The 21,037-nt window shown below is 38.9% G+C and carries 22 protein-coding genes and 2 pseudogenes; 22 read left to right on the top strand and 2 right to left on the bottom strand.

Features of this window, described 5'->3' with window-relative positions; translation table 11 throughout:
* Positions 1-5 precede the first annotated feature (5 nt).
* From C0T34_RS18315 to C0T34_RS09670, 18 genes are all read left to right on the top strand, one after another.
* On the top strand, positions 6-185 hold the full coding sequence (locus C0T34_RS18315; protein WP_088495902.1) for a hypothetical protein: 180 nt from the start codon (positions 6-8) through the stop codon (positions 183-185).
* Positions 185-1,414, top strand: a complete 1,230-nt coding sequence (locus C0T34_RS09755; protein ID WP_023582514.1) for a phage portal protein — start codon at positions 185-187, stop codon at positions 1,412-1,414. Before C0T34_RS18315 ends, C0T34_RS09755 begins: the two co-directional genes overlap by 1 nt.
* Positions 1,392-2,036 carry an HK97 family phage prohead protease gene (locus tag C0T34_RS09750; protein WP_180273015.1) on the top strand — a complete coding sequence of 215 codons (645 nt, stop codon included), beginning with the start codon at positions 1,392-1,394 and terminating at the stop codon, positions 2,034-2,036. The genes C0T34_RS09755 and C0T34_RS09750 overlap by 23 nt, the downstream gene beginning before the upstream one ends.
* Before the next feature lie 13 nt (positions 2,037-2,049).
* Positions 2,050-3,258, top strand: a complete 1,209-nt coding sequence (locus C0T34_RS09745) for a phage major capsid protein (protein ID WP_099660118.1) — start codon at positions 2,050-2,052, stop codon at positions 3,256-3,258.
* Positions 3,259-3,349: 91 nt separating this feature from the next.
* Positions 3,350-3,652 carry a head-tail connector protein gene (locus C0T34_RS09740; RefSeq protein ID WP_071425267.1) on the top strand — a complete coding sequence of 101 codons (303 nt, stop codon included), beginning with the start codon at positions 3,350-3,352 and terminating at the stop codon, positions 3,650-3,652.
* A gap of 6 nt (positions 3,653-3,658) precedes the next feature.
* Positions 3,659-3,985, top strand: coding sequence for a phage head closure protein (locus C0T34_RS09735; RefSeq protein WP_109850077.1), 327 nt, complete (start codon positions 3,659-3,661; stop codon positions 3,983-3,985).
* Positions 3,972-4,361, top strand: coding sequence for a hypothetical protein (locus C0T34_RS09730; protein WP_109395809.1), 390 nt, complete (start codon positions 3,972-3,974; stop codon positions 4,359-4,361). Before C0T34_RS09735 ends, C0T34_RS09730 begins: the two co-directional genes overlap by 14 nt.
* Entirely contained in the window at positions 4,361-4,762 is a 402-nt protein-coding gene (locus C0T34_RS09725; RefSeq protein WP_204100978.1) for an HK97-gp10 family putative phage morphogenesis protein, read from the top strand. Before C0T34_RS09730 ends, C0T34_RS09725 begins: the two co-directional genes overlap by 1 nt.
* 11 nt (positions 4,763-4,773) lie before the next feature.
* A complete protein-coding gene (locus C0T34_RS09720) occupies positions 4,774-5,247 on the top strand; it encodes a hypothetical protein (RefSeq protein WP_006533916.1) in 474 nt (157 codons plus the stop codon).
* Positions 5,247-5,597, top strand: a complete 351-nt coding sequence (locus tag C0T34_RS09715; protein WP_109850075.1) for a phage tail protein — start codon at positions 5,247-5,249, stop codon at positions 5,595-5,597. The genes C0T34_RS09720 and C0T34_RS09715 overlap by 1 nt, the downstream gene beginning before the upstream one ends.
* A gap of 258 nt (positions 5,598-5,855) precedes the next feature.
* Positions 5,856-9,161: a phage tail tape measure protein gene (locus C0T34_RS09705; protein WP_204100977.1), complete on the top strand. Its 3,306-nt coding sequence runs from the start codon at positions 5,856-5,858 to the stop codon at positions 9,159-9,161.
* A complete protein-coding gene (locus C0T34_RS09700; RefSeq protein ID WP_075674150.1) occupies positions 9,162-9,761 on the top strand; it encodes a hypothetical protein in 600 nt (199 codons plus the stop codon).
* Positions 9,758-10,339: a hypothetical protein gene (locus C0T34_RS09695; RefSeq protein WP_006533911.1), complete on the top strand. Its 582-nt coding sequence runs from the start codon at positions 9,758-9,760 to the stop codon at positions 10,337-10,339. Before C0T34_RS09700 ends, C0T34_RS09695 begins: the two co-directional genes overlap by 4 nt.
* Positions 10,340-10,352: 13 nt before the next feature.
* The gene (locus C0T34_RS09690; protein WP_075674152.1) at positions 10,353-10,628 is read left to right on the top strand and encodes a hypothetical protein; all 276 of its coding nucleotides are present in this window, start codon (positions 10,353-10,355) and stop codon (positions 10,626-10,628) included.
* 54 nt (positions 10,629-10,682) lie between these two features.
* The gene (locus tag C0T34_RS09685) at positions 10,683-11,081 is read left to right on the top strand and encodes a hypothetical protein (protein WP_109850073.1); all 399 of its coding nucleotides are present in this window, start codon (positions 10,683-10,685) and stop codon (positions 11,079-11,081) included.
* Entirely contained in the window at positions 11,082-14,045 is a 2,964-nt protein-coding gene (locus C0T34_RS09680) for a DUF1983 domain-containing protein (RefSeq protein WP_109850072.1), read from the top strand. It begins immediately after the preceding gene.
* Positions 14,046-14,047: 2 nt separating this feature from the next.
* Positions 14,048-15,094: a hypothetical protein gene (locus C0T34_RS09675; protein WP_109850071.1), complete on the top strand. Its 1,047-nt coding sequence runs from the start codon at positions 14,048-14,050 to the stop codon at positions 15,092-15,094.
* 43 nt (positions 15,095-15,137) lie between these two features.
* A complete protein-coding gene (locus C0T34_RS09670) occupies positions 15,138-16,544 on the top strand; it encodes a hypothetical protein (protein WP_109850070.1) in 1,407 nt (468 codons plus the stop codon).
* Positions 16,545-16,614: 70 nt separating this feature from the next.
* On the opposite strand, the gene C0T34_RS09665 is transcribed toward C0T34_RS09670, so the two are convergent.
* Entirely contained in the window at positions 16,615-18,171 is a 1,557-nt protein-coding gene (locus C0T34_RS09665; protein ID WP_109850069.1) for a methyl-accepting chemotaxis protein, read from the bottom strand.
* A 715-nt stretch (positions 18,172-18,886) separates the two neighbouring features.
* Here C0T34_RS09665 and C0T34_RS09655 point away from each other — a divergent pair.
* The 4 genes and pseudogenes from C0T34_RS09655 to C0T34_RS09645 form a co-directional block, all read left to right on the top strand.
* Positions 18,887-19,054: pseudogene (locus tag C0T34_RS09655) on the top strand (isocitrate/isopropylmalate family dehydrogenase); the annotation flags it as partial.
* Positions 19,055-19,363: 309 nt separating this feature from the next.
* Positions 19,364-19,468: pseudogene (locus tag C0T34_RS09650) on the top strand (cold shock domain-containing protein); the annotation flags it as partial.
* A gap of 7 nt (positions 19,469-19,475) precedes the next feature.
* Positions 19,476-19,607 carry a hypothetical protein gene (locus C0T34_RS18310; RefSeq protein WP_226892390.1) on the top strand — a complete coding sequence of 44 codons (132 nt, stop codon included), beginning with the start codon at positions 19,476-19,478 and terminating at the stop codon, positions 19,605-19,607.
* 192 nt (positions 19,608-19,799) lie between these two features.
* Positions 19,800-20,258: an Hsp20 family protein gene (locus C0T34_RS09645; RefSeq protein ID WP_098943205.1), complete on the top strand. Its 459-nt coding sequence runs from the start codon at positions 19,800-19,802 to the stop codon at positions 20,256-20,258.
* Positions 20,259-20,388: 130 nt separating this feature from the next.
* Here C0T34_RS09645 and C0T34_RS09640 read toward each other — a convergent pair whose 3' ends face one another.
* Positions 20,389-21,030 (bottom strand): ParB/RepB/Spo0J family partition protein, encoded by a 642-nt coding sequence (locus C0T34_RS09640; protein ID WP_098943204.1) that lies wholly within the window; start codon positions 21,028-21,030, stop codon positions 20,389-20,391.
* Positions 21,031-21,037: the final 7 nt, after the last annotated feature.

Genomic DNA, 21,037 nt, shown 5'->3' with positions numbered 1-21,037 from the left:
ATTTAATGAAATTTTTAACAATAACAGCCTTATTGGTTGGGATTGCGGGTGCCTTTTTGTTGTCATGGGGCGCTTGGTTAATCTACCTACCGATGGGCTATATTTGCGCGGGTTTATTGTGCCTTTTATGGTCATACCTTGTTTCAAGAGCGCTTGGACAACCTAGAAATAACAAGGAGGAATAATGTTTTTCCCTGGGTTATTTCAGAAATCTCAGAAAGAGATGACCTCATCAGAACTGAGTGAGTTAATTGGATTGTCTTATGACACTTATTCTGGTCGAAGAGTGAGTACACAACTCGCTATGCAACTGACTTCTGTATTTAGTTGTATTCGTGTTCTTGCAGAATCGGTAGGGATGTTACCATGCTCTTTATATGAACAATTAGAAAGAGGAAATAAACGCGCCACCAAAGAACGGTTACACAAATTACTGGCGGTTAAGCCCAATAATTACATGACACCACAAGAGCTTTGGGAACTATTAATTGCCTGTTTGTGTTTAAGGGGGAATTTTTATGCTTATAAGGTGTACGCCTTAGGCGAAGTGGTTGAATTACTACCTCTCGATCCTAGTTGTGTCACGCCAAAATTAAATAGCCAATGGGAGCCTGAGTATCAGGTGACATTTCCAAATGGTAAAAGTGAAACACTGACACAGCAAGAAATCTGGCATGTGCGGATTTTTACTCTTGATGGTTTAGTGGGATTAAGTCCAATCGCCTATGCACGTCAAGCCATTGGTTTAGGATTAGCCACCGAAGAGCATGGTTCGCGTTTATTTGGAAACGGTGCGGTGACAAGTGGTGTATTACAAACGGATCAATATCTAAAAGATGATGCTTACGAAAGACTGAAATCTGACTTCGGTGAACGGCACCAAGGGTTAGCCAATGCACACAAACCGATGATTTTAGAAATGGGGTTGAAGTGGCAACAAATCAGTTTATCGGCTGAAGATGCGCAATTTCTTGAAACACGAAAGTTTCAGTTAGAGGAAATTTGCCGTATTTTTCGTGTTCCCCTTCACATGGTGCAAAACACCGATCGCGCCACATTCAATAACATTGAAAACTTGGGTATTGGTTTTATTAACTACTCACTTGTTCCCTACCTTATTCGTATAGAGCAACGTATTAATGCAGGGCTAGTAAAAGCCAGTAAGCAAGGGACTTTTTATGCCAAATTTAATACTGGCGCTTTATTACGTGGTGATATGAAATCGCGATTTGAAGCCTACTCAACAGGCATTAACTGGGGGATTTATTCGCCTAATGAATGTCGTGAACTCGAAGAGTTAAATCCTCGTGAGGGTGGTGATATTTATCTCACACCGATGAACATGACCACTAAACCAGAAACCCAAAAACAAGAGGAGAAAGCGCATGCCGATGACGACCAAACAACGGCTTGATGTGCCATTGAAAATTAAGTCTGTTAGTGACTCTGGCGAGTTTGAAGGCTACGGCTCCGTTTTCGGGGTAAAAGACAGTTATGCCGATATTGTGATGCCGGGGGCTTTTCTTAATTCCCTGAGTCAGTGGAAAGAAAAAGGTTCATTACCCGCCTTACTTTGGCAACACCAAATGGCTGAGCCTATTGGTATTTATACCGAGATGCGAGAAGACAGCACCGGACTCTATGTAAAAGGTCGTCTGTTAATTGATGACGACCCGTTATCTAAACGTGCACATGCTCATATGAAGGCCGGATCACTCTCCGGCCTTTCTATTGGTTACATTCTTAAAGATTATGAATATGACCGCAGTAAAGATGCCTTTCTACTGAAAGAAATCGACCTATGGGAAGTCAGCTTAGTGACATTTCCTTCCAATGATGAAGCGCGAGTCAGTGATGTGAAGTCAGCATTTGCTCGTGGTGAATTACCCACACAAAAAAGTATTGAGCGAGTCCTGCGCGATGTTGGGCTTTCGCGAACACAAGCCAAGGCTTTTATGGCCAAAGGCTACGATGCACTTTCTCTGCGTGATGTTGAGCAAGAAGCATTAGAAACATTGAAATCTATTTTTAAATAATAAAGGAAAAATTATGGCTATTGATCATAAAGACGTCAGTGAAGTTGCGCAGGAATTAAAAGGTCAGTTTGACGAATTTAAAAAGTCGAATGATAAACGCATCAATGCGATTGAAGCTGAAAAAAGTAAGTTATCAGAAACGGTTGATACCTTAAATAGCAAATTATCAGAGCTGGATGAATTAAAAAGCAATTTAGAAGCGGAACTTGCTTCGGTAAAACGTCCAGATGGCAACGTGACGAATAAAGATGTCTCTGAGCATAAAACTGCGTTTGAATTATTTGTGCGTAAAGGTACCGATGATGGGCTTGCGGAATTAGAACGTAAAGCAATGCAGGTCGGTTCAGATCCTGACGGCGGTTATGCTGTACCCGAAGAATTGGATCGTAATATCATTACGGCATTGCGTGATGAAGTGGTTATGCGCCAAGAGTGTAATGTGATTACGGTTGGCACAGAAAAGTTTAAACGCCTTATTAATCAAGGTGGCACAAATAGTGGTTGGGTTGGGGAAGTGGACAAACGCCCTGAAACCAACACATCAAAACTCGCCTCTATTGAGCCTGTATGGGGAGAAATTTACGGCAACCCTGCTGCTACTCAAACTATGCTTGATGATGCCTTTTTTAATGTTGAGCAATTCATCACCAGTGAGTTAGCCACAGAATTTGCGGAGCAGGAAGAAGCGGTATTTACCCACGGTGACGGTATTAAAAAGCCTAAAGGTCTGTTGGCATACGGCAGTGACGATAAAGGCGATAAAGAACGTGAGTGGGGTAAGTTACAGCATTTGTTATTGAAAAAACCGACAGAAATCACTGCGGATGAAGTCATGAAATTGATTTACACCATGCGAAAGGTTTATCGTACAGGTGCTAAATTTATGATGAATAACAATACATTATTTCAAGTTCGCACACTGAAAGATGCTCAAGGTAATTATTTGTGGCAACCCGGTCTGCAATTAGGGCAACCTTCTGCATTATTAGGGTATGGCATTGCAGAAAATGAGCAATTTGCTGATGTCTCTGCTGACGCTGTGCCGATTGCTTTTGGTAATTTTAACCGCTGTTACACGATTCTTGATCGTATTGGTGTTCGTATGTTACGTGACCCATACACCAACAAACCGTTTGTCCATTTCTATACGACGAAACGCGTTGGCTCTATGTTGGTTGACAGTAATGCGGTGAAGTTACTGAAAGCTGGAGCCACTAAATAATCTGAGTTTATGTATCTCAGTTTCATATATACCGCTTAATTGCGGTTTTTTTGTGCCTGCGATCAGGATGGTCGCAGGTATTGGGGGATTTATGCCACTACCCACACTGGAAAAATTAAAGCAACAATGCCGGCTAGATGAAGATAATACCTTCGAAGATGAACTGCTAAAAACTTATCTGATGGCGGCAAAACAACGAGCTGAAGGATATATCAATCGACATCTTTATGAAGAAAATATACCAGAGGAAGATCCTGACGGTTTATTAATCACTGATGATATTGAATTAGCGCTTATGCTGGCCGTTGGTAATTTCTATGAAAATAGAGAAACAGCTATATTACCAGCGGGATTTAAATTACTGCTCGATCCCTATCGTCATATTAATTTGTGAGGAATGATGAAAGCCGGTGAACTCAACAAACGTATTTCCCTTTCTCACTATGTTACAGAACGTGATGATTTAGGGAGTGAAAAAGTCGTTTCAAAAAAAGTGGCTGAGGTATGGGCTAAAGCCGAATCGATGTCGAGCCGTAAGATTCGTACCGCAGACCAAGATCAGGTAATTGAAACCTATCATTTCACTGTTCGACCTCGTTCTGATGTTGATATGGGGTGGTTGGTGGGCTATCAGGGGCGACTATTTACTGTACGCGCTGTTGACCGAAATCAGGCTGATAGGACCATTATTACCACGGAGGCGAATATCCAACATGATAGAAGTTGATATTAAAGCCGATCTGGAGCGTATTACGGGGTTGTTAGCTTATCCGTTAAAACTCCCCTCCGATAAATTAGAAGGGGTCATCTATCAACGGATTAGTGATCCAAAGATAGACTCTGGATTAGCCCGTACATCACTGGTTCAAGCCCGTTTCCAAATCGTTATTCAAATACCTGATGACTATCCAAAAGCCTTAAAACTGGAATCGACTCTCTGTCGTGAGTGGGAGTCCATCCAACATGGTTATATTGGCAACTACCCCGTCCAAACTGTTCAGCGAGGCAATTTTCTGCAGGACATGATTGAGCAAACGGAGAACCGTAAAATTTACCGTATTTATCGTGATTTTATTATCACCTACCCTGAGGATGCAACGTGATAACCAACCTTAGCGTGACAGGGTTGGATGAATTAGGTCGGAAATTAAAGCAGTTAGACATTGAATTAAAAACCAAGATATTACGCGATGCAGGGCGAGAAGCCATGCAAGTCGTGAAAGAGGATATGGAAACACATGCAGGGTTTGATGCAAAAAGCACTGAACCTCATATGCGAGACAATATCACCATCAAAACGACACGAGTAAAAAACACGAATGGGGCTGTCATGGTCACCGTAGGACCGACAAAACCTCATTATATGAAAGCGCGTGCCCAAGAGTTTGGCACCATCAAACAAGTTGCCCGTCCTTTTATTCGTCCAGCCCTCGATTACAACCAACGTGCGGTGCTCAATACCTTAACTGAGCATATTCGCCATGCCCTTTCTTTATATACTTAGGAGTAAAAATAATGGCAGATCAAAAAACATCGCCAGAATACGCCATGCTTCCCGCCGGCACTATTGTGAAATTTGGTAAAGCGGGTGATACCGTTGAACAAATGAAGCCACTGGTTAACTGTAAGGCATTAGGTGCCACAGGACAATCAGGGAGCTTTGTTGACGTCACGACACTCATCGATAAAAACAAACAATTTATTTCTGACTTACCGGAAGGACCTGAAAAGTCGTTAGGCTTCATTGATGATCCAGAAAATGAAAACTTTGTTGCGTTCTTGAATGCAGCAGAAAAGCGTGAAACGGTGCAGTTTTACTGCGAGCTTCCTAATAAACGTACCGCAACCATGATCCTTTCATTGTCAGGCTGGGAATTAAATGACATCTCAGCGCCTGCTAATGAAGCCATCCAGATCACCGTAAAAGGAAAACAAAATAACCTTGTATGGGGAACTTCTTCTGCAACATCAACAGGAGATCAGGGTTAATGAAAGGATTAAAAGCCTCTTTACTTACAGCGAAACCTCAAATTATCGAAGTCGATATTCTATGTGGAGTAAAGGTAAACATTCGTCGTATGACGGCTAACGAGTTGATGAATTTGGAACTTGAGGTTTCTGAATTAAATCAATATGGCAAATTACGTGAGGCATCATTACGTAACGTAGGTATGTTGCTGAATTGCTTGGTTGATGATGAAGGTAAACCGATAAGTAAATCGTTACTACCCAAACCAGAAGAATTGGTTAACGTCCATGATAACGCGATCCTCATCGAAGCGATTAACGTCGTGAAGCAACACTCCATTGGCACGTTAGACGAGACAAAAAAAAACTAACGGATAGCCCATTACTCTATTTTGCTTATCAACTTTCTGAAGAGTTGGGTGAAATTGATCCCTATCGCGTTCTCAATTTGCCTGCCAATACATTACTGGGTTGGCAGGCTTATTTTGCGCTCAAATCAGAAAAAATAGGTGTAATACCACCATCAGATATACCTCCCTCTCCTGAAAGTGCACATCAACCAACAAGCACCTCTAAATCTGTTGAACAGCAATGTTCTGACGTAATGAAAATGATAGGAAGATAATATTATGGCCACTAATTTAGCCGATTTACGGGTTGGGTTATTGCTGAATGACGCCAGTTTTAGAAGCAATATTACAGGCGCATTAAACCATGCAGGGCGTGAAACAGAACGTTTTTCTAATAAAGCAAAGCGTGAAACAAAAGCGGTTGCAGATGGTTTTTATTCAATCAGTCATCAAGTGACGAATGTTGCAGGACGACTGGCGATGTTAGGTGGAGTGAGTTTATCCATTGGTAGCATTTTAAATATTTCTCGCAAGTATAGTCAGGCAATTTCTGATCTGAGTGCGATTACGGGGGCGTCTATTGAGCGCATGAAAGAGTACAGTATTGCTTCTCAAGAAATGGGGCGAACAACAGAATTTGGCGCGATAAAAGTTGCGGATGCCATGAAACTTATTGCGTCAGCAAAACCGTCATTACTGCAGACAGCGGGAGCCTTAGAAGATGTAACGGCTAAATCGATTACCTTGGCGCAAGCTTCAGGTATTGAGTTAGCCGATGCGGCGAAATCTCTTACCTTAAGTCTTAATCAGTTTGGTGAGTCCGCTGTCTCATCTGAGCGTTACATTAATGTGTTAGCAGCAGGTGCGAAATATGGTGCATCTGAAATAAACGAAACAGCCCAAGCCATTGTGAAAAGTGGTACCGTTGCTTCTCAAGCCGGTGTTTCATTTGAGCAACTTAATGCTTCAATCCAAGTTTTAGCAGGAAAAGGGATTAAGGCTGAAACGGCAGGAACAATGTTGCGTAATGTCTTTTTAGCATTAGAACGTTCAGCAGATAAAAACTTGCGTCCATCTGTTGTGGGTTTGGCCACGGCATTAGAAAACCTCGACAAGAAAAACTATTCCACTACTGCATCGACAAAGATATTTGGTCGCGCCAATGTCAGCGCAGGCACCATTTTAGTTAAAAATCGGGATCAGCTAGTTGATTTAACTAAGGCGCTTACTGATACCGAAACAGCGTATGAGCAAGCAGGGAAAAGGGCACAAAATCTAAATGCTGACTTGGAGGTAATGGAAAGGTCGTTTGAGGGATTGGCGATTAAAGTTGGTACCAGTGCCGATGGTCCTTTACGAACAGGGGTGCAAAATGTTACTTCCGCTGTAAATGCACTAAATAATAACTTCTCAACTTTAGCTAACATTGCAACTTACGCTGTTTTACCTGTCATTGGTGCCAGAATGACTAGAGGGCTTCAAGAGCAAACCAAAGAATGGGTGAAAAATGAAGCAGCAGTCAGAAGTAATGCTAAGCAACAGGCTGAAACCGCCAGAAGAGGGATTGCTTCAGCTGATGCCACCATTAATAAACTAGCTCAGCAAGGCCAGGCATTGACTCAACAGAGCGCCATAATGAATCGGCATGGTTTACAGATGCAAGGATTGGCTAGTGAACGTAATCGACTAGTTAGACAGGAAGCGGAAGCATTAGCGTTAAGATCCAAATATACCGATCAACTTACAGCAGCTAATAATCGACTTTCATATAGCCAAAGGGCATTACGAGCATCTAGCTTAGGACTCCGAAGTGTTGTTTCTGCCTTAGGTGGGCCAGTTGGTGTGTTGGCTTTAGCGGGTTCAGCCATTTATTATTTTGCAACTAGAGCTGATGAAGCTAAGTTGAAAATAGAAGGGATGAAAGGGGCTGTGGTCGAGACTATTACTGAACTTCAGCGTCTTTCTAGGGTGAAAATAGAAGTTCAACTTGATGAAATTAAAGAAGAGCTCTCCTTACTCGAGGCAGAAAAGAAGCGTCTATATGGAGAGCAGGCTACTTATTCAGAAAAACGCGAAGGCGAAATGTCTTCGATAAAAAATGGCAGTTGGTTTGGTTATGCCGCAGTTAGCCTTTGGGGAAAAGACTCTGAAGAGTTTGCAAAAGGACGAAGAAAAGTATTAAGCGAAATCGAGGATATAGATAAAGAAATTGAAATTCGGAAGCAAAAAATTGCAAATCGAGAGAGTGCATTAAAAACAGGCGTTTTTAGCCAACCGACTAAGGAAGACAAACCAGTAGGGGATGGTAGTGGTAGTGGTAATGATTTAGAAAGCAATAAAGGTTCTACACAAAAAGTTAGCCAATATCATCAATTACGTATGCAAATAGAACAAGAGCATGCAACGAGCTTGGAGCGCATATCATTAAGCGAATCGGAAACAATGCGCAAGCTCCAAGAAAACTTAAAAGCCGGTGGTATGAAGCAGGAAGAGTATGAGCGATTAAAAACACTCAATGCTGAAAATCATATGAAACAACGTGCAGAATTAGCAGAAAAATACTCTCCTATGCGCGCATCCATCCGAAATGAACAAGAGATGACAAAAGAGCTTAAATCACTCTTTGAACAGCAATTGTTGACTGAAAAAGAATACCAATATGCACGGCGCCAAATGGCACAAGATACGACAAAATATCGTTTATCAGAGCAAGCAAAAGGCATTTCTCTCCCTAATATCAGCATTCTTGGCGAAATAGATCCCGTTATTCAACTCAGAAACCAACTGGAAGAACAAAAGGCGCTTTATCAGGCTTACTATGAAGATGGTTTAGTTAGCAAAGAACGTTATGAACAGTTAGTTATTGCGGCTACAAATAAGTCAAAAGAAGCACAATATCAATCAAGCAAAGAGCTGTATGCCTCACAAGGTATGTGGCAACGTATGCAAATGAATTTAGTTGATGCTGTTGAACAACGAACCGCTAATGCAATGACAGGCATGTTGATGGGAACGAAGTCCTTTTCAGAGGGCATTAAAGAATTTTCTTCATCATTAGCCAGTTCAATTATTTCTGATCTTATTCGTATTGCAATTCAAGCTCAAATTACCAATGCATTGACGGGATTAATGGGCGGTTTTGCTGGTGGCAGTAGCGGTGCAGCAAGTGGCGCTAAAGCGGGTAAGGTGGGTGTAAAAGCGAACGCCAAAGGGGATGTTTACAGCTCACCAAGCCTCAGCCAATATAGCAACCAGGTGGTTAGTTCACCGACATTATTTGCCTTTGCAAAAGGTGGTACGCCTAATCTTGGCTTGATGGGGGAAGCTGGAAGCGAGGCGATCATGCCTTTAAAACGTGGACCTGATGGATCTTTAGGCGTTAGAGCAACCGGAAGCAACTCTGTTGCGTCAGGCGATACCATTATTCATCAAACATTTCATGTAACAGGTAATGGTGATGAAGCGCTTTATCAAGCTATACAGGAAGCAGCAAGAATGGGAGCAGAACAAGGTGCATCAAAAGCCAAATCTGACATTATGCGAGACTTTCAAACCAATGGAACATTAAGAAGGAACCTACGATAAATGGCAACGATATTATCGTGGCCACAATCCATCGTGCCAGCCTCATTAAGCTGGCAACTCGTGAGTAACAGTAAAACCTTTACATCAACTTTTACGGGGAGTGTGCAGACAGTACGCTTTCCCGGCTCGCGTTGGCGTTGCAGTATGTCATTTAATAATTTGACCGATGAGCAAGCAAGGGTTTTAGAGGCGTTTGTTGCCGAGTTAGATGGTGAAAGTGGTCGAGTGAAAATTAGTGATTGGGCGCGTTCTGGTTTAACTCAACGCGGTAAACCTAAAGTTAGCCAACCCAATCAATCTGGAAAATTATTAGAAAGTAAAGACTGGTTACCCAATAGCATTGTTTTACGCATTGGTGATTATATCACGGTAAATGATGAACTAAAGCGAGTGACGGCTAATGTGATTAGTGATGCACAAGGAAACGCAACAATCCCTATTGCCCCTATATTACGTTATGCACCGGCGGTAAATGATTTGATAGAAAATGAAGCGCCATACGGTATTTTTAAACTAACTAGTAACGATCAGGGTAATTTCCAACGTAAACCGGGCATACTTACTAGCACTTCTTTGTCATTCGAGGAAGCATTAACATGAAATATCATCCCTTTAGTAATGATATGGTTAAGGCAATTAATGAGGGATATTATTTAGTTGTTGCCTCTCGTTTAGATCTTAAATCAGGTGTGGTGCGTGCACATACCGGTGTGGGTAATATCATTATTGCAGGTGAAATTTACCAAGGTGTTGGCCAGTTTGGTGCAATTGAGTCTGTGGGAGAAAATATGACCACTAGCCCACAACAGCTTATCATGAAACTCTCAGGCTTCGATTCTTCATTAATTGGCGAGGTGATGAATGAGCGAGTTCGTGGGCGAAATGCACAATTGATGTTAGTTGCATTAAATGAAGAAGGTAAACCTGCGCTTGCTGAAGTTTTATTTGCAGGACAAATATCCACAATTGGTGTGACAACAGGTGAAGAAAATGAAATAGCAGTCACTGTTTCAAACCGTTTCGAACGCTGGTCTTATGGTTTACCTGACAGATTTACTGATGAATCATGGTCTAAACGTAAAAAGGGCGATAGGATATTCCGTTATGTGGCGCAGATGGCTGATCGGGCTATTTATTGGGGTAGCAAGAAAAATGCACCTGCGTTTATTTATAAATGATTAAAGGTTTGCTATGAAAAATATATTTATTACGGCAACGTTATTATTCTGCTTTTCTGCTTCAACTTATTCTTTTGACTCCAATAAGGAATGGTATGAGGGATGCCCTAAATATACTAATGAAGAAATAGAAAACTTAAAAGGAGGACGAGTAGAAACAGTTGAAGAATTACAGCAGTACTCAAAAGAATATTTAGAAGAAAGCAGTAAAAAAATTGACTGTGAAATAAAAAACCTAGAAGAATATAAAAAGCGTTTAATTAAAAAACTAGAAATAAAAAGTAATTAAATACACTTTTTCGTCAACCCGCTTCGGCGGGTTTTTTATTGTCTGGAGAAAACCATGAGACACCCACAATGGACTACTCGCCTACCTGAAACTTTAAAGAATGCCATAAATCGCCCTTTTGTATGGGGTGAACATGATTGCTGTTTGTTTGCCTCTGATTGCGTCATTGCTGTTTGTAATTTTGATCCTTGTGAAAACATTCGCGGGCGCTATAAAACAAAAACTGGCGCATTCAGAGTGTTACAAAAAGAGTTCGGAACATTGGAAAGTGCTGTGAGTCGTTTTTTTGATGAAATTCCAACAAACGAAGCAGGGCGTGGTGACATTGTGATGTTTGAAGGGGATGAAGGGAAAACGCTGGGTGTGTTATGGGCTGGCAAGCTATGGGCAGTTTCAACGGATGGAGTTCGCGCTGTGAGCAATAAACCAATTAAAGCATGGAGAGTACAATAAATGGGTAAGACAGTTACAAGCGTTGTCTCTGCTGGCTTAATGATAGCAGGGGTTATTGCCACAGGTGGTTTGGGGACGGCTTTGATTGTTGCCGGTATTGCAGTTCAAGCTGCAAGTGCGTTTATCTTTAAAGATAAGGTGCCTGGCTCAGGCTATCGGGATCAGTCCGAACGTAAACAGATGTTGCGTTCAGCATCAGCACCAGAAACTGTGGTGGTAGGTAAGACAATGATGTCAGGTTTACTTTTCTTTGCTGAAGAAGAGGAAGGTGAGCAAGACGAAAATGAAGAACTCTACATGGCATTAGCGATCGCCTCTCATCCCATACATAAGTTAGGTCAAATTTATTTTAACGATGACAAAATTGAAGATTTAGGAGATAACGCACAATATGAGTTTCATAATGACAGAACTGAAGTAGATCCCTATTTATTAAAAAAAGCGCCATCATGGAAAGAAGATATGATTGGTCGAGGTCTTGCATGGTTGCGCTTAACATTACGTTTCGATCAAGAAAAATTTCCTTATGGTGTACCTAATGTCAAAAGCGAACTATGGGGAAAAGAAATTTACGATCCCCGCACTGAGAAAACAGAGTGGTCAAATAACGGTGCTTTGATCATATTAGATTACTATCGGCATTACTTAGGTGTTCCAGACTCCGATATTGATTGGGATGCATTTAAAAGTGCAGCAGATATTTGTGATGAAACCGTACAAACGCCAGATGGAAAAAGTGAGCCTAGATACACTTTAAATGGCGCTTATGAACTTGAAGAAAGTCCTGCCTCTGTATTAGAGATGATGCATAAATGTATTGCTGGAGAGCCCACTTATATAGCGGGTAAGCATGGCATTATGATGCAAGTCTATAATGGGCCAGCACTACTGACGATTGATGAGTCACAAATTATCGATACAGTGACGGTGACACCCGAACTTTCATTACGTGATGCAACTAATGCGATTTATGGCACTTTTGTTGACGCAGAACAACAGTATAACAAAACCGATTTTGAGCCAGTGGTTATTGATGAATGGATAGAAGAAGATGGCTTAGAAATTAAAGAAAATATGGACTATCGTTTTGTTACTAGCCCATACCAAGCCAATCGACTAGCCAATCTCTATTTACGTAAAAAACGCGCAGGTCGTCGTATTCAATTGCGCATGAATTTAGATGGTTATGCTTATCGCCCTGGTGATGTTGTAAAACTCGAATTACCTTCGCTGGGGATTAGCGATTTAGAATTTCGCATTGCTGATTGGAAATTTCACCCATCAGAGGGGGTAGAGATTACTCTCGAAGAAGATGGTCCTTATATCTATGAAGACTTAGCCAGTAAACCTTTTGTTAGACCTCCATTCACTAAACTACCCACTGGTGGCGTACCAGCACCGATCAATCTGGCTTTTGTTCCTCTTGCTGTCACCGATATCGTTCAAGGTTACATATCATGGCAGAACGTGGCATCTGATATTCGCTATAACACGGTTAATATTCTCCAGAATGGCAAGGTTATACAGTCTATTCAGGTACCGGGTGAGCGTGTTGATATTAATGGTTTAGCGAGAGGTACTTATCGTGTCGAAGTGAGAGCTATTAATGTTGCTGGCGCTATGTCTGCACCGGCTATCAGTGATTTTGCAATTCAAGCACCTCCGTCACCAATCGGTGTTGAAATAACGCCAGGTATGTTTAGTTTAACGGCGTCACCTAAACAGGGTGATAGTGCTGTTTTTGGTTATACCTTTGAGTTTTGGTTTAGTGAGAAAAAACTCGCTAATCTCTCTGAAAATGAAGTGATCACCAAAACAAACAAAGTTGGTCAAGGAAATTTCTGGACGCAAGAGAATTTAAAAGCTGGCCACACTTACTATTTCTATATCCGAACGATCAATAGTTATGGTAAATCTGCATTTGTAGAAGCTTCAGGTATTCCAGTTTCATTGCCAGACGACATATTTGATGATTTAGATAACACGGTTAGAGAAACGGATGCGTTTAAAGAGCTGGATAATAAGCTTGATTGGAATGCTGAGACCGCAATTATTTTAAGTAACGCAAGTCATCGTAATTTCAGACAGTTGTTAATAAAACATGCCGAATCACAAGCTGGTATTAGTGAGCTATGGCAAGTTCGTGCAACGGATAACGAAGCATGGGCACAGGAAGTTAAAGAAATTTACTCCGCTGTTGGTGATAACACGTCTGCAATTAAAGAAACTCAAACGTCAATTACTGAGCTAAATAAAGCTTTCGGTCAAACAACTACGGAGATCCGCACAGAGTTAAAAACAACTAACCAAAATTTAGCTAACACAGATAAAGAAGTCGGTCGCATTCGTGCTGATGTTATGACGAATAAAGAGGCAATATCTGAAACAAATAAAGCTATGGCTAAATCAGAGGATCAAGTGCAAGCTCAATTTGGCAAACAGCAGGGCATGATTAACCAAAAAATGCAGGCCGAGTTTAGTCAAACGGGCGATGGTGTTGTCACTCATTCCATCAATATCACGATTGTTCATAACGGCACTAAATACAATGCAGCAGGTCAGGTCATTAGTACTCAAGTTAAGAATGGCAAGCTTGAAAGTTTTATAGGCTATAACGCTAATAATTTCGCATGGTATAACCCAAGTAACGGAAAAATGGAATTGTTCATGTACGTTAAAAACGGCCAGATGTTTATGCGTGAGGCCTTTATTAACGAGGCATGGCTTAATTCCGTTGTTGTTACCGAATATATTAAATCTGGTGATTATGTACCCGGTAAGGATGGTTTTTTGATTGACGGTAAAACTAGCAATATTGAAATGAATAAAGGAACGTTCCGGGGTGAATTAGATATAGGAACAAATAAAACGGGTGCGCATACCGTTATCACCAATGAACGGATTGCGGTTTACGGTGCTCAAGGAGAAATTAGGATTGAAATAGGAAAAATAGAAGGGAGATAACCATGTATGGTGTTTATGTTAAACCCGATATAGGCAACGAATATTATTTAGATGCTGATGATAATCAGGTTATGGGGTATTTAGGTTCAGCAAAAATAGGGTGGTACAATAACCATTTCTACCCAATAAATGAAGGGTGGAATACAATGAAGCACAATATTCCTGAATATGAAAAGTACAATATTATTATTATCCCACGAGTAGTATCTCGGACATACAAAATACCCGGTTCCTATTATTGGTTCTCATCAAATGTAACAGCGTATAATATATCCGGTGATAATTTTAATTTTTATGTTGATGAAAGGCCAGCCGGATCGCGAGTAGATTCAGAAGATGACGAAAGAGACCCAGAATTCATGTTTGATTTTTATGGTTACCCAAAATCAAATAGTGAATCATACGGAATACGTCTACATGGAATGAATGGTATTAGTGAATTAACGCCCTCAATGCGAGGGTATTGTGTATTTGCTGACATCGTACAAATAAATGCAGGTAAAAATAATGGCTGGAGAATGCCATCAAATATTACTGATGAAATGAATCCTGTTATCTTTGTAAGACCAAAAAATTCAGGTGCTGTATTCTCATATAATAAAGCAAGAGGTTTAGTTGTTAGTGCTTCTTGTGAAATGTATGTTGTTATATTTTGTACTAACTTTAAATTAAACCCGCCAAAATATGGCATTGTGATTTATAACGATAAAAAAGAAATTACATTTTCATCCAACTATAAACCTATGAAACTCGGAGAGACGACACGATTTAGTAATCGAAATGGTGCTTCATTCTCTAAACTTAAGAAGCCGATGATTATTCCTGATGCGCAATTTGTTAACTGGAGAATACAAGGCAGTAATAGAGATGATGTTATTTATATGCGCACGGGCTTTGGCTTTAGAAATGATAGCAATAGTGTTTATTGGGATGATATATACAGTATAGGTTCAGAATATGGTGGCTCTTACGGCGCAATTGGCGGTAATGCATTTAAAATAGAATTTAATATCTACGGTATCGAACTCAGCGACTACTTCAATATTTAACTCTTCATCAAACTTCTTTATTTATACATTTAGGAAATAAATCATGATATACACAACAGGCACTGTTAACACAGTGTCAGGGTCTGCTATTGTCAAAGGCACTGGCACTAAATTTAAAAATAATAATCCAGCCATTAATATTGGAATGACGATTTTAATTAAATCAGGAAATACTAATATTCCGTATATGATTAAATCCGTTAATTCCGATACTGAATTAGTATTAGCTCATCCCGCATTAGCGACTGCAACTAACACCGCATTCTCAATTCATGTTACAGAACCCGATAATAATAGTGATGCAGCAAGAACGATGGTTGCAATAAATGCATACACGCAATATTTTCTCGATGCGATGAATACATGGATGAGTGAAACGGGCCAAACAAAAATTGAGATGCCAAATGGTGAGATTGTTACGATAGATAGTATTAAGAAGATGCAGGGGGATATTAGTAAAAAAGCGGATGATAATAAAACAGTACATATTGGGGATTTTGGTGTTGGTGCTAGTGCTTTAAGTTCTGACAAGATAAGCCCTCCAAGCGTTATGGATGCCAATTCAATTAATCACGGTGGCTTTTATGCTGGTGGAGGTAATGGAGCATTAAACTTTATAGATCCATATATGCCAATCATAAACGCATCAAGAACTGGTGGTGATGGAACTGGTAGTGTTTTGCAGATTCAGGCTACAACTGATTTCAATGCTGGTGAATTTGGTTATAGGCGTAGAAGTAATAACCTGTGGAATGAATGGCAATTATTAGCAAATAAAACGACAAAGAATACACAAATATTTAATGGTCAGTTAATGTCTTACCAGGGGCTTTATAGTTCAGATAAATCTAATCCAACAAATTATTTTGGGTTATTGAGAGCTGAAAAGAGCGTTCCTTACGGCTTTTACCTTTCCTATGATGGCGCTGGATACACAATTAGATTTCCTGAAAGAAAGGGCGGCGAGATATTAACAACGTCCACAACGACAGTAGATAGCAATGGTTTTATTAAGCGCGCCTCTCCAATCATCGACATCAATCCTGACGGCACATTTACAACTAACGACGAATCAGAAGGCGCTACGGTTACTCGAGTAGCTCAGGGTGAATACCTTATCGAGGGCGTGCTTGGCTTTAATGCTGATGCTGGCTGGGGTGGCATCGATGGCGGTATTGAAATTCCACTCGATGTCAATAAACAGCCTTTAATTTGGGTGAATTCTGAAGTTAATGAGAACGGTTCTATTCTCGTTAAAACCTATCATCGCACTCATCCTAATGCACCTAAGTTCGCCCGTAATGATATTGATGGTTATAGCGATGGTGACCCGATTGATATTCCTGATGGTCGTTTTATTTCCGTTCGTGTGCAGATGCCAGAGCAATCCCTCTATAACGTGAGAATGCGTGAGATGGAAGAAGCGCAAAAGATAAAGCAAGTGGGTTGATTTATTTAACCTCCCTCGCTTGCTTAGAATGGCTGTTTGTGTTGATTAGTTGTGTTAAAAATTATTATTTTTATCTTAATTTAAATTTCTCGACTGCAAGCTGTAACTGTTCTGATTGAGTTTTCAATTCTAAAGCCTCAGTTGTTGATTTTTGTACAAGCGTTGCATTTTGATGAGTAACTTGGTCTATTTGAGTGATGGCTACACTTATTTGCTCAATACCTTGGCTTTGCTCATCAGAAGCAGAGGAGATTTCATTTATAAGATGACATACATTTGTAATAGCGCTTATAATTTCATCTATTGTCTCTCCGGCTTCATTAATTAAATTAGAACCAGTGTTTACTTTATTTTCTGAGTTTTCTATCAGAGCCTTAATTTCTTTTGATGCCTGGGCACTGCGACTAGCTAAATTACGTACCTCATCTGCCACAACAGCAAAACCACGCCCTTGTTCCCCAGCTCTAGCTGCTTCAACGGCTGCATTAAGTGCTAGAATATTGGTTTGAAATGCAATGCTATTTATTACATTTGTTATTTGTGAGATTTGTTGTGAGCTATGAGTTATTTCCGTCATTGTATTAATGATTTTATTCATTATGTGACCCCCTTTTGTCGCGATATCGGTAGTGCTTTCAGCCAATATCGTGGCTTCTTTTGCATTTTGGGAGTTTTGTTTTACTGTTGTCGTTAACTCTTCCATGCTTGCTGCTGTTTCTTCTAATGAGGCAGCCTGTTGTTCGGTACGAGATGCTAGATCTGTGCTTCCTTTAGTTATTTCATCTATACTGAAATGAACCGCGCTAGTATTAGCATGTACTGCATTTACCGTGTTTACTAATGATGCTTGCATTTCGTGTAAGCTCGTAGCTAATTGTCCCATCTCATTACGGCCCGAAATGTTTATATTATTAGTAAGATCTCCATTCGCTATATTATGAATATGACACATAATAGATTTTAAAGGCTTTAATAAGAGGTGTTGTAAGCCAAACCAAACAATTATTAGCACTGTAATAATAACGATAGTAATTACACCAAGAATCCATTGCATTTGAATGAAGCTTTTATGATTTTCATCTTCAGCAATTTCTTGTAAAAGATTATTTTCATCTCTCCAGTTATTAAATGCTACCTCCATTTCATTTTGTATTTGTTGTGCTTCTAAATTACTATATGATTGGTAGTCATTTGAGCTTAGATATTCAATAGATAAATTCATGGTCTCATACATATTTTCCCACGTTTTTTTGATGTTATCGATCAATTCTGTTTGTTTTTTATTAACATCAGAAGATTGTAACCAAGATATATAATGAGATTCAGCTTCATTTAATGTGGTGCGAGCAACCCCTAACATATCATTGATATCTATTATATAACTTGAGTCTTGTTGGCTTTTGATATACCGAATAGCAACTCTTGCTATAGTTAAACGTGTTTTTATTAGGGCGTTAACACCGTCACTTAGTTTTTGTTGTTGTTCATTTAAGTTTTCAAAATTTTGAAAATTATGGAGATCTTTGTTTATAATGGAATAAGAAAAACCAGCTGTGATTAGTTGTAATGCACAGAATATAGTTAAGGCAAAAATAATACTCTTAGTAATATTTAAATTATTTAACATTTTGATTACCCTGTTATAATTTCATGATGATACAATCATAACGGCTTATCTCAAATAATCTTTAATTTTAATATCTAATAAAGCTATAACATTTTGATTTTTATCATTAAATAAAATTAATGATTTATTTAACATTTTTGAATTATTGTTTCTTATTTTTCTGTTTGAACCAAGTGATTACCCATATGCGTATAAAATATTTTATTAACTCATCATCTAAGATGAAAAATACTTTATAATTAGTAAAGTCTATTATATATGCTTATTATCTAGAAATAAAAATTAAGAATATCGTTATCTAAATTTTAACTAATTAATAAAATTACTTTTAAATCTAATTAATGCTTTTCTATTACTCAAGTTTTGTCTATGGATAATATATTACTCTTTTTTAGAGATAATAGCTTTTCACACCATATATCAAGTGTTTCACGTTTTTCTCTTAAATAATCATATCTGTCATAGTGTTTCTGAGAAACTCCGGGTCTTTTGTGATTTTGTACCATATCTCTTAACTCAGAACTAATCCCCCATCTCTCCAGCTAATGTTTCTAATACTTATTAAATTATGTTTACAGCTCTAATATGTGGTTATCAAAACCAATAAAAGTGTTATGGTAATCAATTGGTTATAAAAAGGCATAACCATTGTCTTTTAGGTCAGTGAAGAGTAAATATACCTTAATAAACAAATGCTTAATGATGGTGGATTTATATAATGTTACGCCATATGGGCTGGACTGAAGCTGCTGACTTAATCATTAAAGGTATGGAAGGCGCAATTGCCGCTAAGACTGTAACTTATGATTTCGAACGTCAGTTAGAAGGCGCTAAACTGCTGAAATGTAGCGAGTTTGGTGACGCGATTATCAAACATATGTAATATAATTCGCGTTGCGAATTGATTACGGGAACTTAAGGGTTCCCGTTTTTGTTACAGGCTTTCTTATGAGTTTGTGTAACGTGTTGATGCGTGTTTTTGTATTAAAAGTAGCCAGATGTAGCAAAAGCAAACAAACAATGAATAAAACGTCAGCGTTAAAATCAAGCAATAGAAATAGGCGATAAAGTTTTATTTACGGGATATGAAAAATAATCTGCAAACCGCATGATAAAAGTGGCGAAAATTATCATTTGCAGATTATCTGATGGATTAAAATAAGATCAGAAATAAGGTTAACATGCGATGGTTATCCAAAGTGATAACTTCAAAACATTAGCGGAAGGCCAACAAGTTTCATTCACCATGGAAAATGGTATGAAAGGCCCAGCAGCAGGCAACGAGGTGGCTCTCTAAAGGCGCTATTACTATTCGCCTCTATTTTAAATGCCCAAGTTGTCACGGTTCACAATATAGAACATCACAATTTGATGTCACAGTGAACAATCCACACGGCGCAAAATGTATCTTTTGCAAAAGTGTGATGACAGCTTAAATGAGTTAGGCATTAAATAGTTGAATATACAAAACCTCGCTTCGGCAGGGTTTTTTGCTATCTACAATCTCATATTGGTTAAAGATAAAAAATTTAGATTTTAGGGCTTGAAAAACACTTGTTCGTTCATATTTATATTTTGGGCAAAAAAGATACCGCCCATAATTTACTAAATATTGAAGGAGGAGTTATATGCCTAACATTAAACCTTTTTCATTATTCCCAACATTATCTGACAACTTACTTTCAAATCGTTTTGATCAGATAGATCGCCTGTTTAGTCAGTTAACAGGCAGTAAGCCCATTGCATCACCTGTACAGACTTATAACCTGAAACAGATTGATGATAACCATTATGAACTGACAGTGAGTGTGCCTGGATATCAAGAAAATGACTTATCGGTTTCATTAAAAGGAAGTCGTTTATTGATTGAAGGGAAAAAAGAAGAAAAATCAGAAGAAGACAATGATAAATGGATCCACCGAGGCATATCTCAAGGACAATTTACGTTGCAGTTTGACCTCGGTAAAAATGTTAAAATAGACAAAGCCGATTTATCAAGTGGACTTCTGACCATTGCTATTGAGTATGAGTTACCTGAAGAAGAGAAACGGCAAACAATAGCGATAGAGAATAAAGACAAAAAATAATTGAGTTAGATAATGTGAATAAGATTAAGGCTACGCATAATGTGTAGCCTTAATTGTTTTTGTCAGAGCTTTAAATTGGATTAATTCAATCTTGAGTTGATTAGTTTTATCGATAGAAAACAATTATTTCTTATTTTACTGTCCAAGCTTCTGAGAAAAGGCGCTTTGAAAATAATTCAGCTAACCCACAGATTTGTTTTAAGCGTAATACTTCATCTTGTGACATACCTAGTTCATCACCAATCCGTTTATCGCTCCATCCTAATCGTGATAGATCTCTAACTATATCTGACATAGCTGCGACTTGATGTTGTCCTCTTGCTCGATTATGACGAATAGTTGTGGCTATTTGATCTGACATTGTGTTGTTTTTAACATCAAGGATGGTGACGGGTAAATAATTATTAATTCGTTTTTTTAAGGCGTTTTCTTTACTTAATAAATAACGATGATAGCCATCAACGATTTGCCATTGCAATTGTTTAGCTTTATTTTGTGGTGCAGATAATACTACAACGGGTTGAGTATAACCGTCTTTTATCAATGAGGTTTTGAGTAATCTCTTTTCTGTAGGAGACATAACATTAGGATTGTAGTCATTTGCTATGACTTGGTTTTGCTTTACCCAAAGAACACAATCTATAGGTTCATTTTTGAACGGACTAATTTGATGAAGAAATAGTTTGATTTTATTGATAGCTTCGATTTTTTGCTCATCATTGAGTTTTAATAGATAATCTTTTAGCGAAGAAAACTCTATTTCAATAGTCATATTCACC

The organism is Proteus sp. CA142267, from assembly GCF_003336825.1.
GTDB lineage: Bacteria > Pseudomonadota > Gammaproteobacteria > Enterobacterales > Enterobacteriaceae > Proteus > Proteus terrae.
This window is presented reverse-complemented; position numbering and strand designations above follow the sequence as displayed.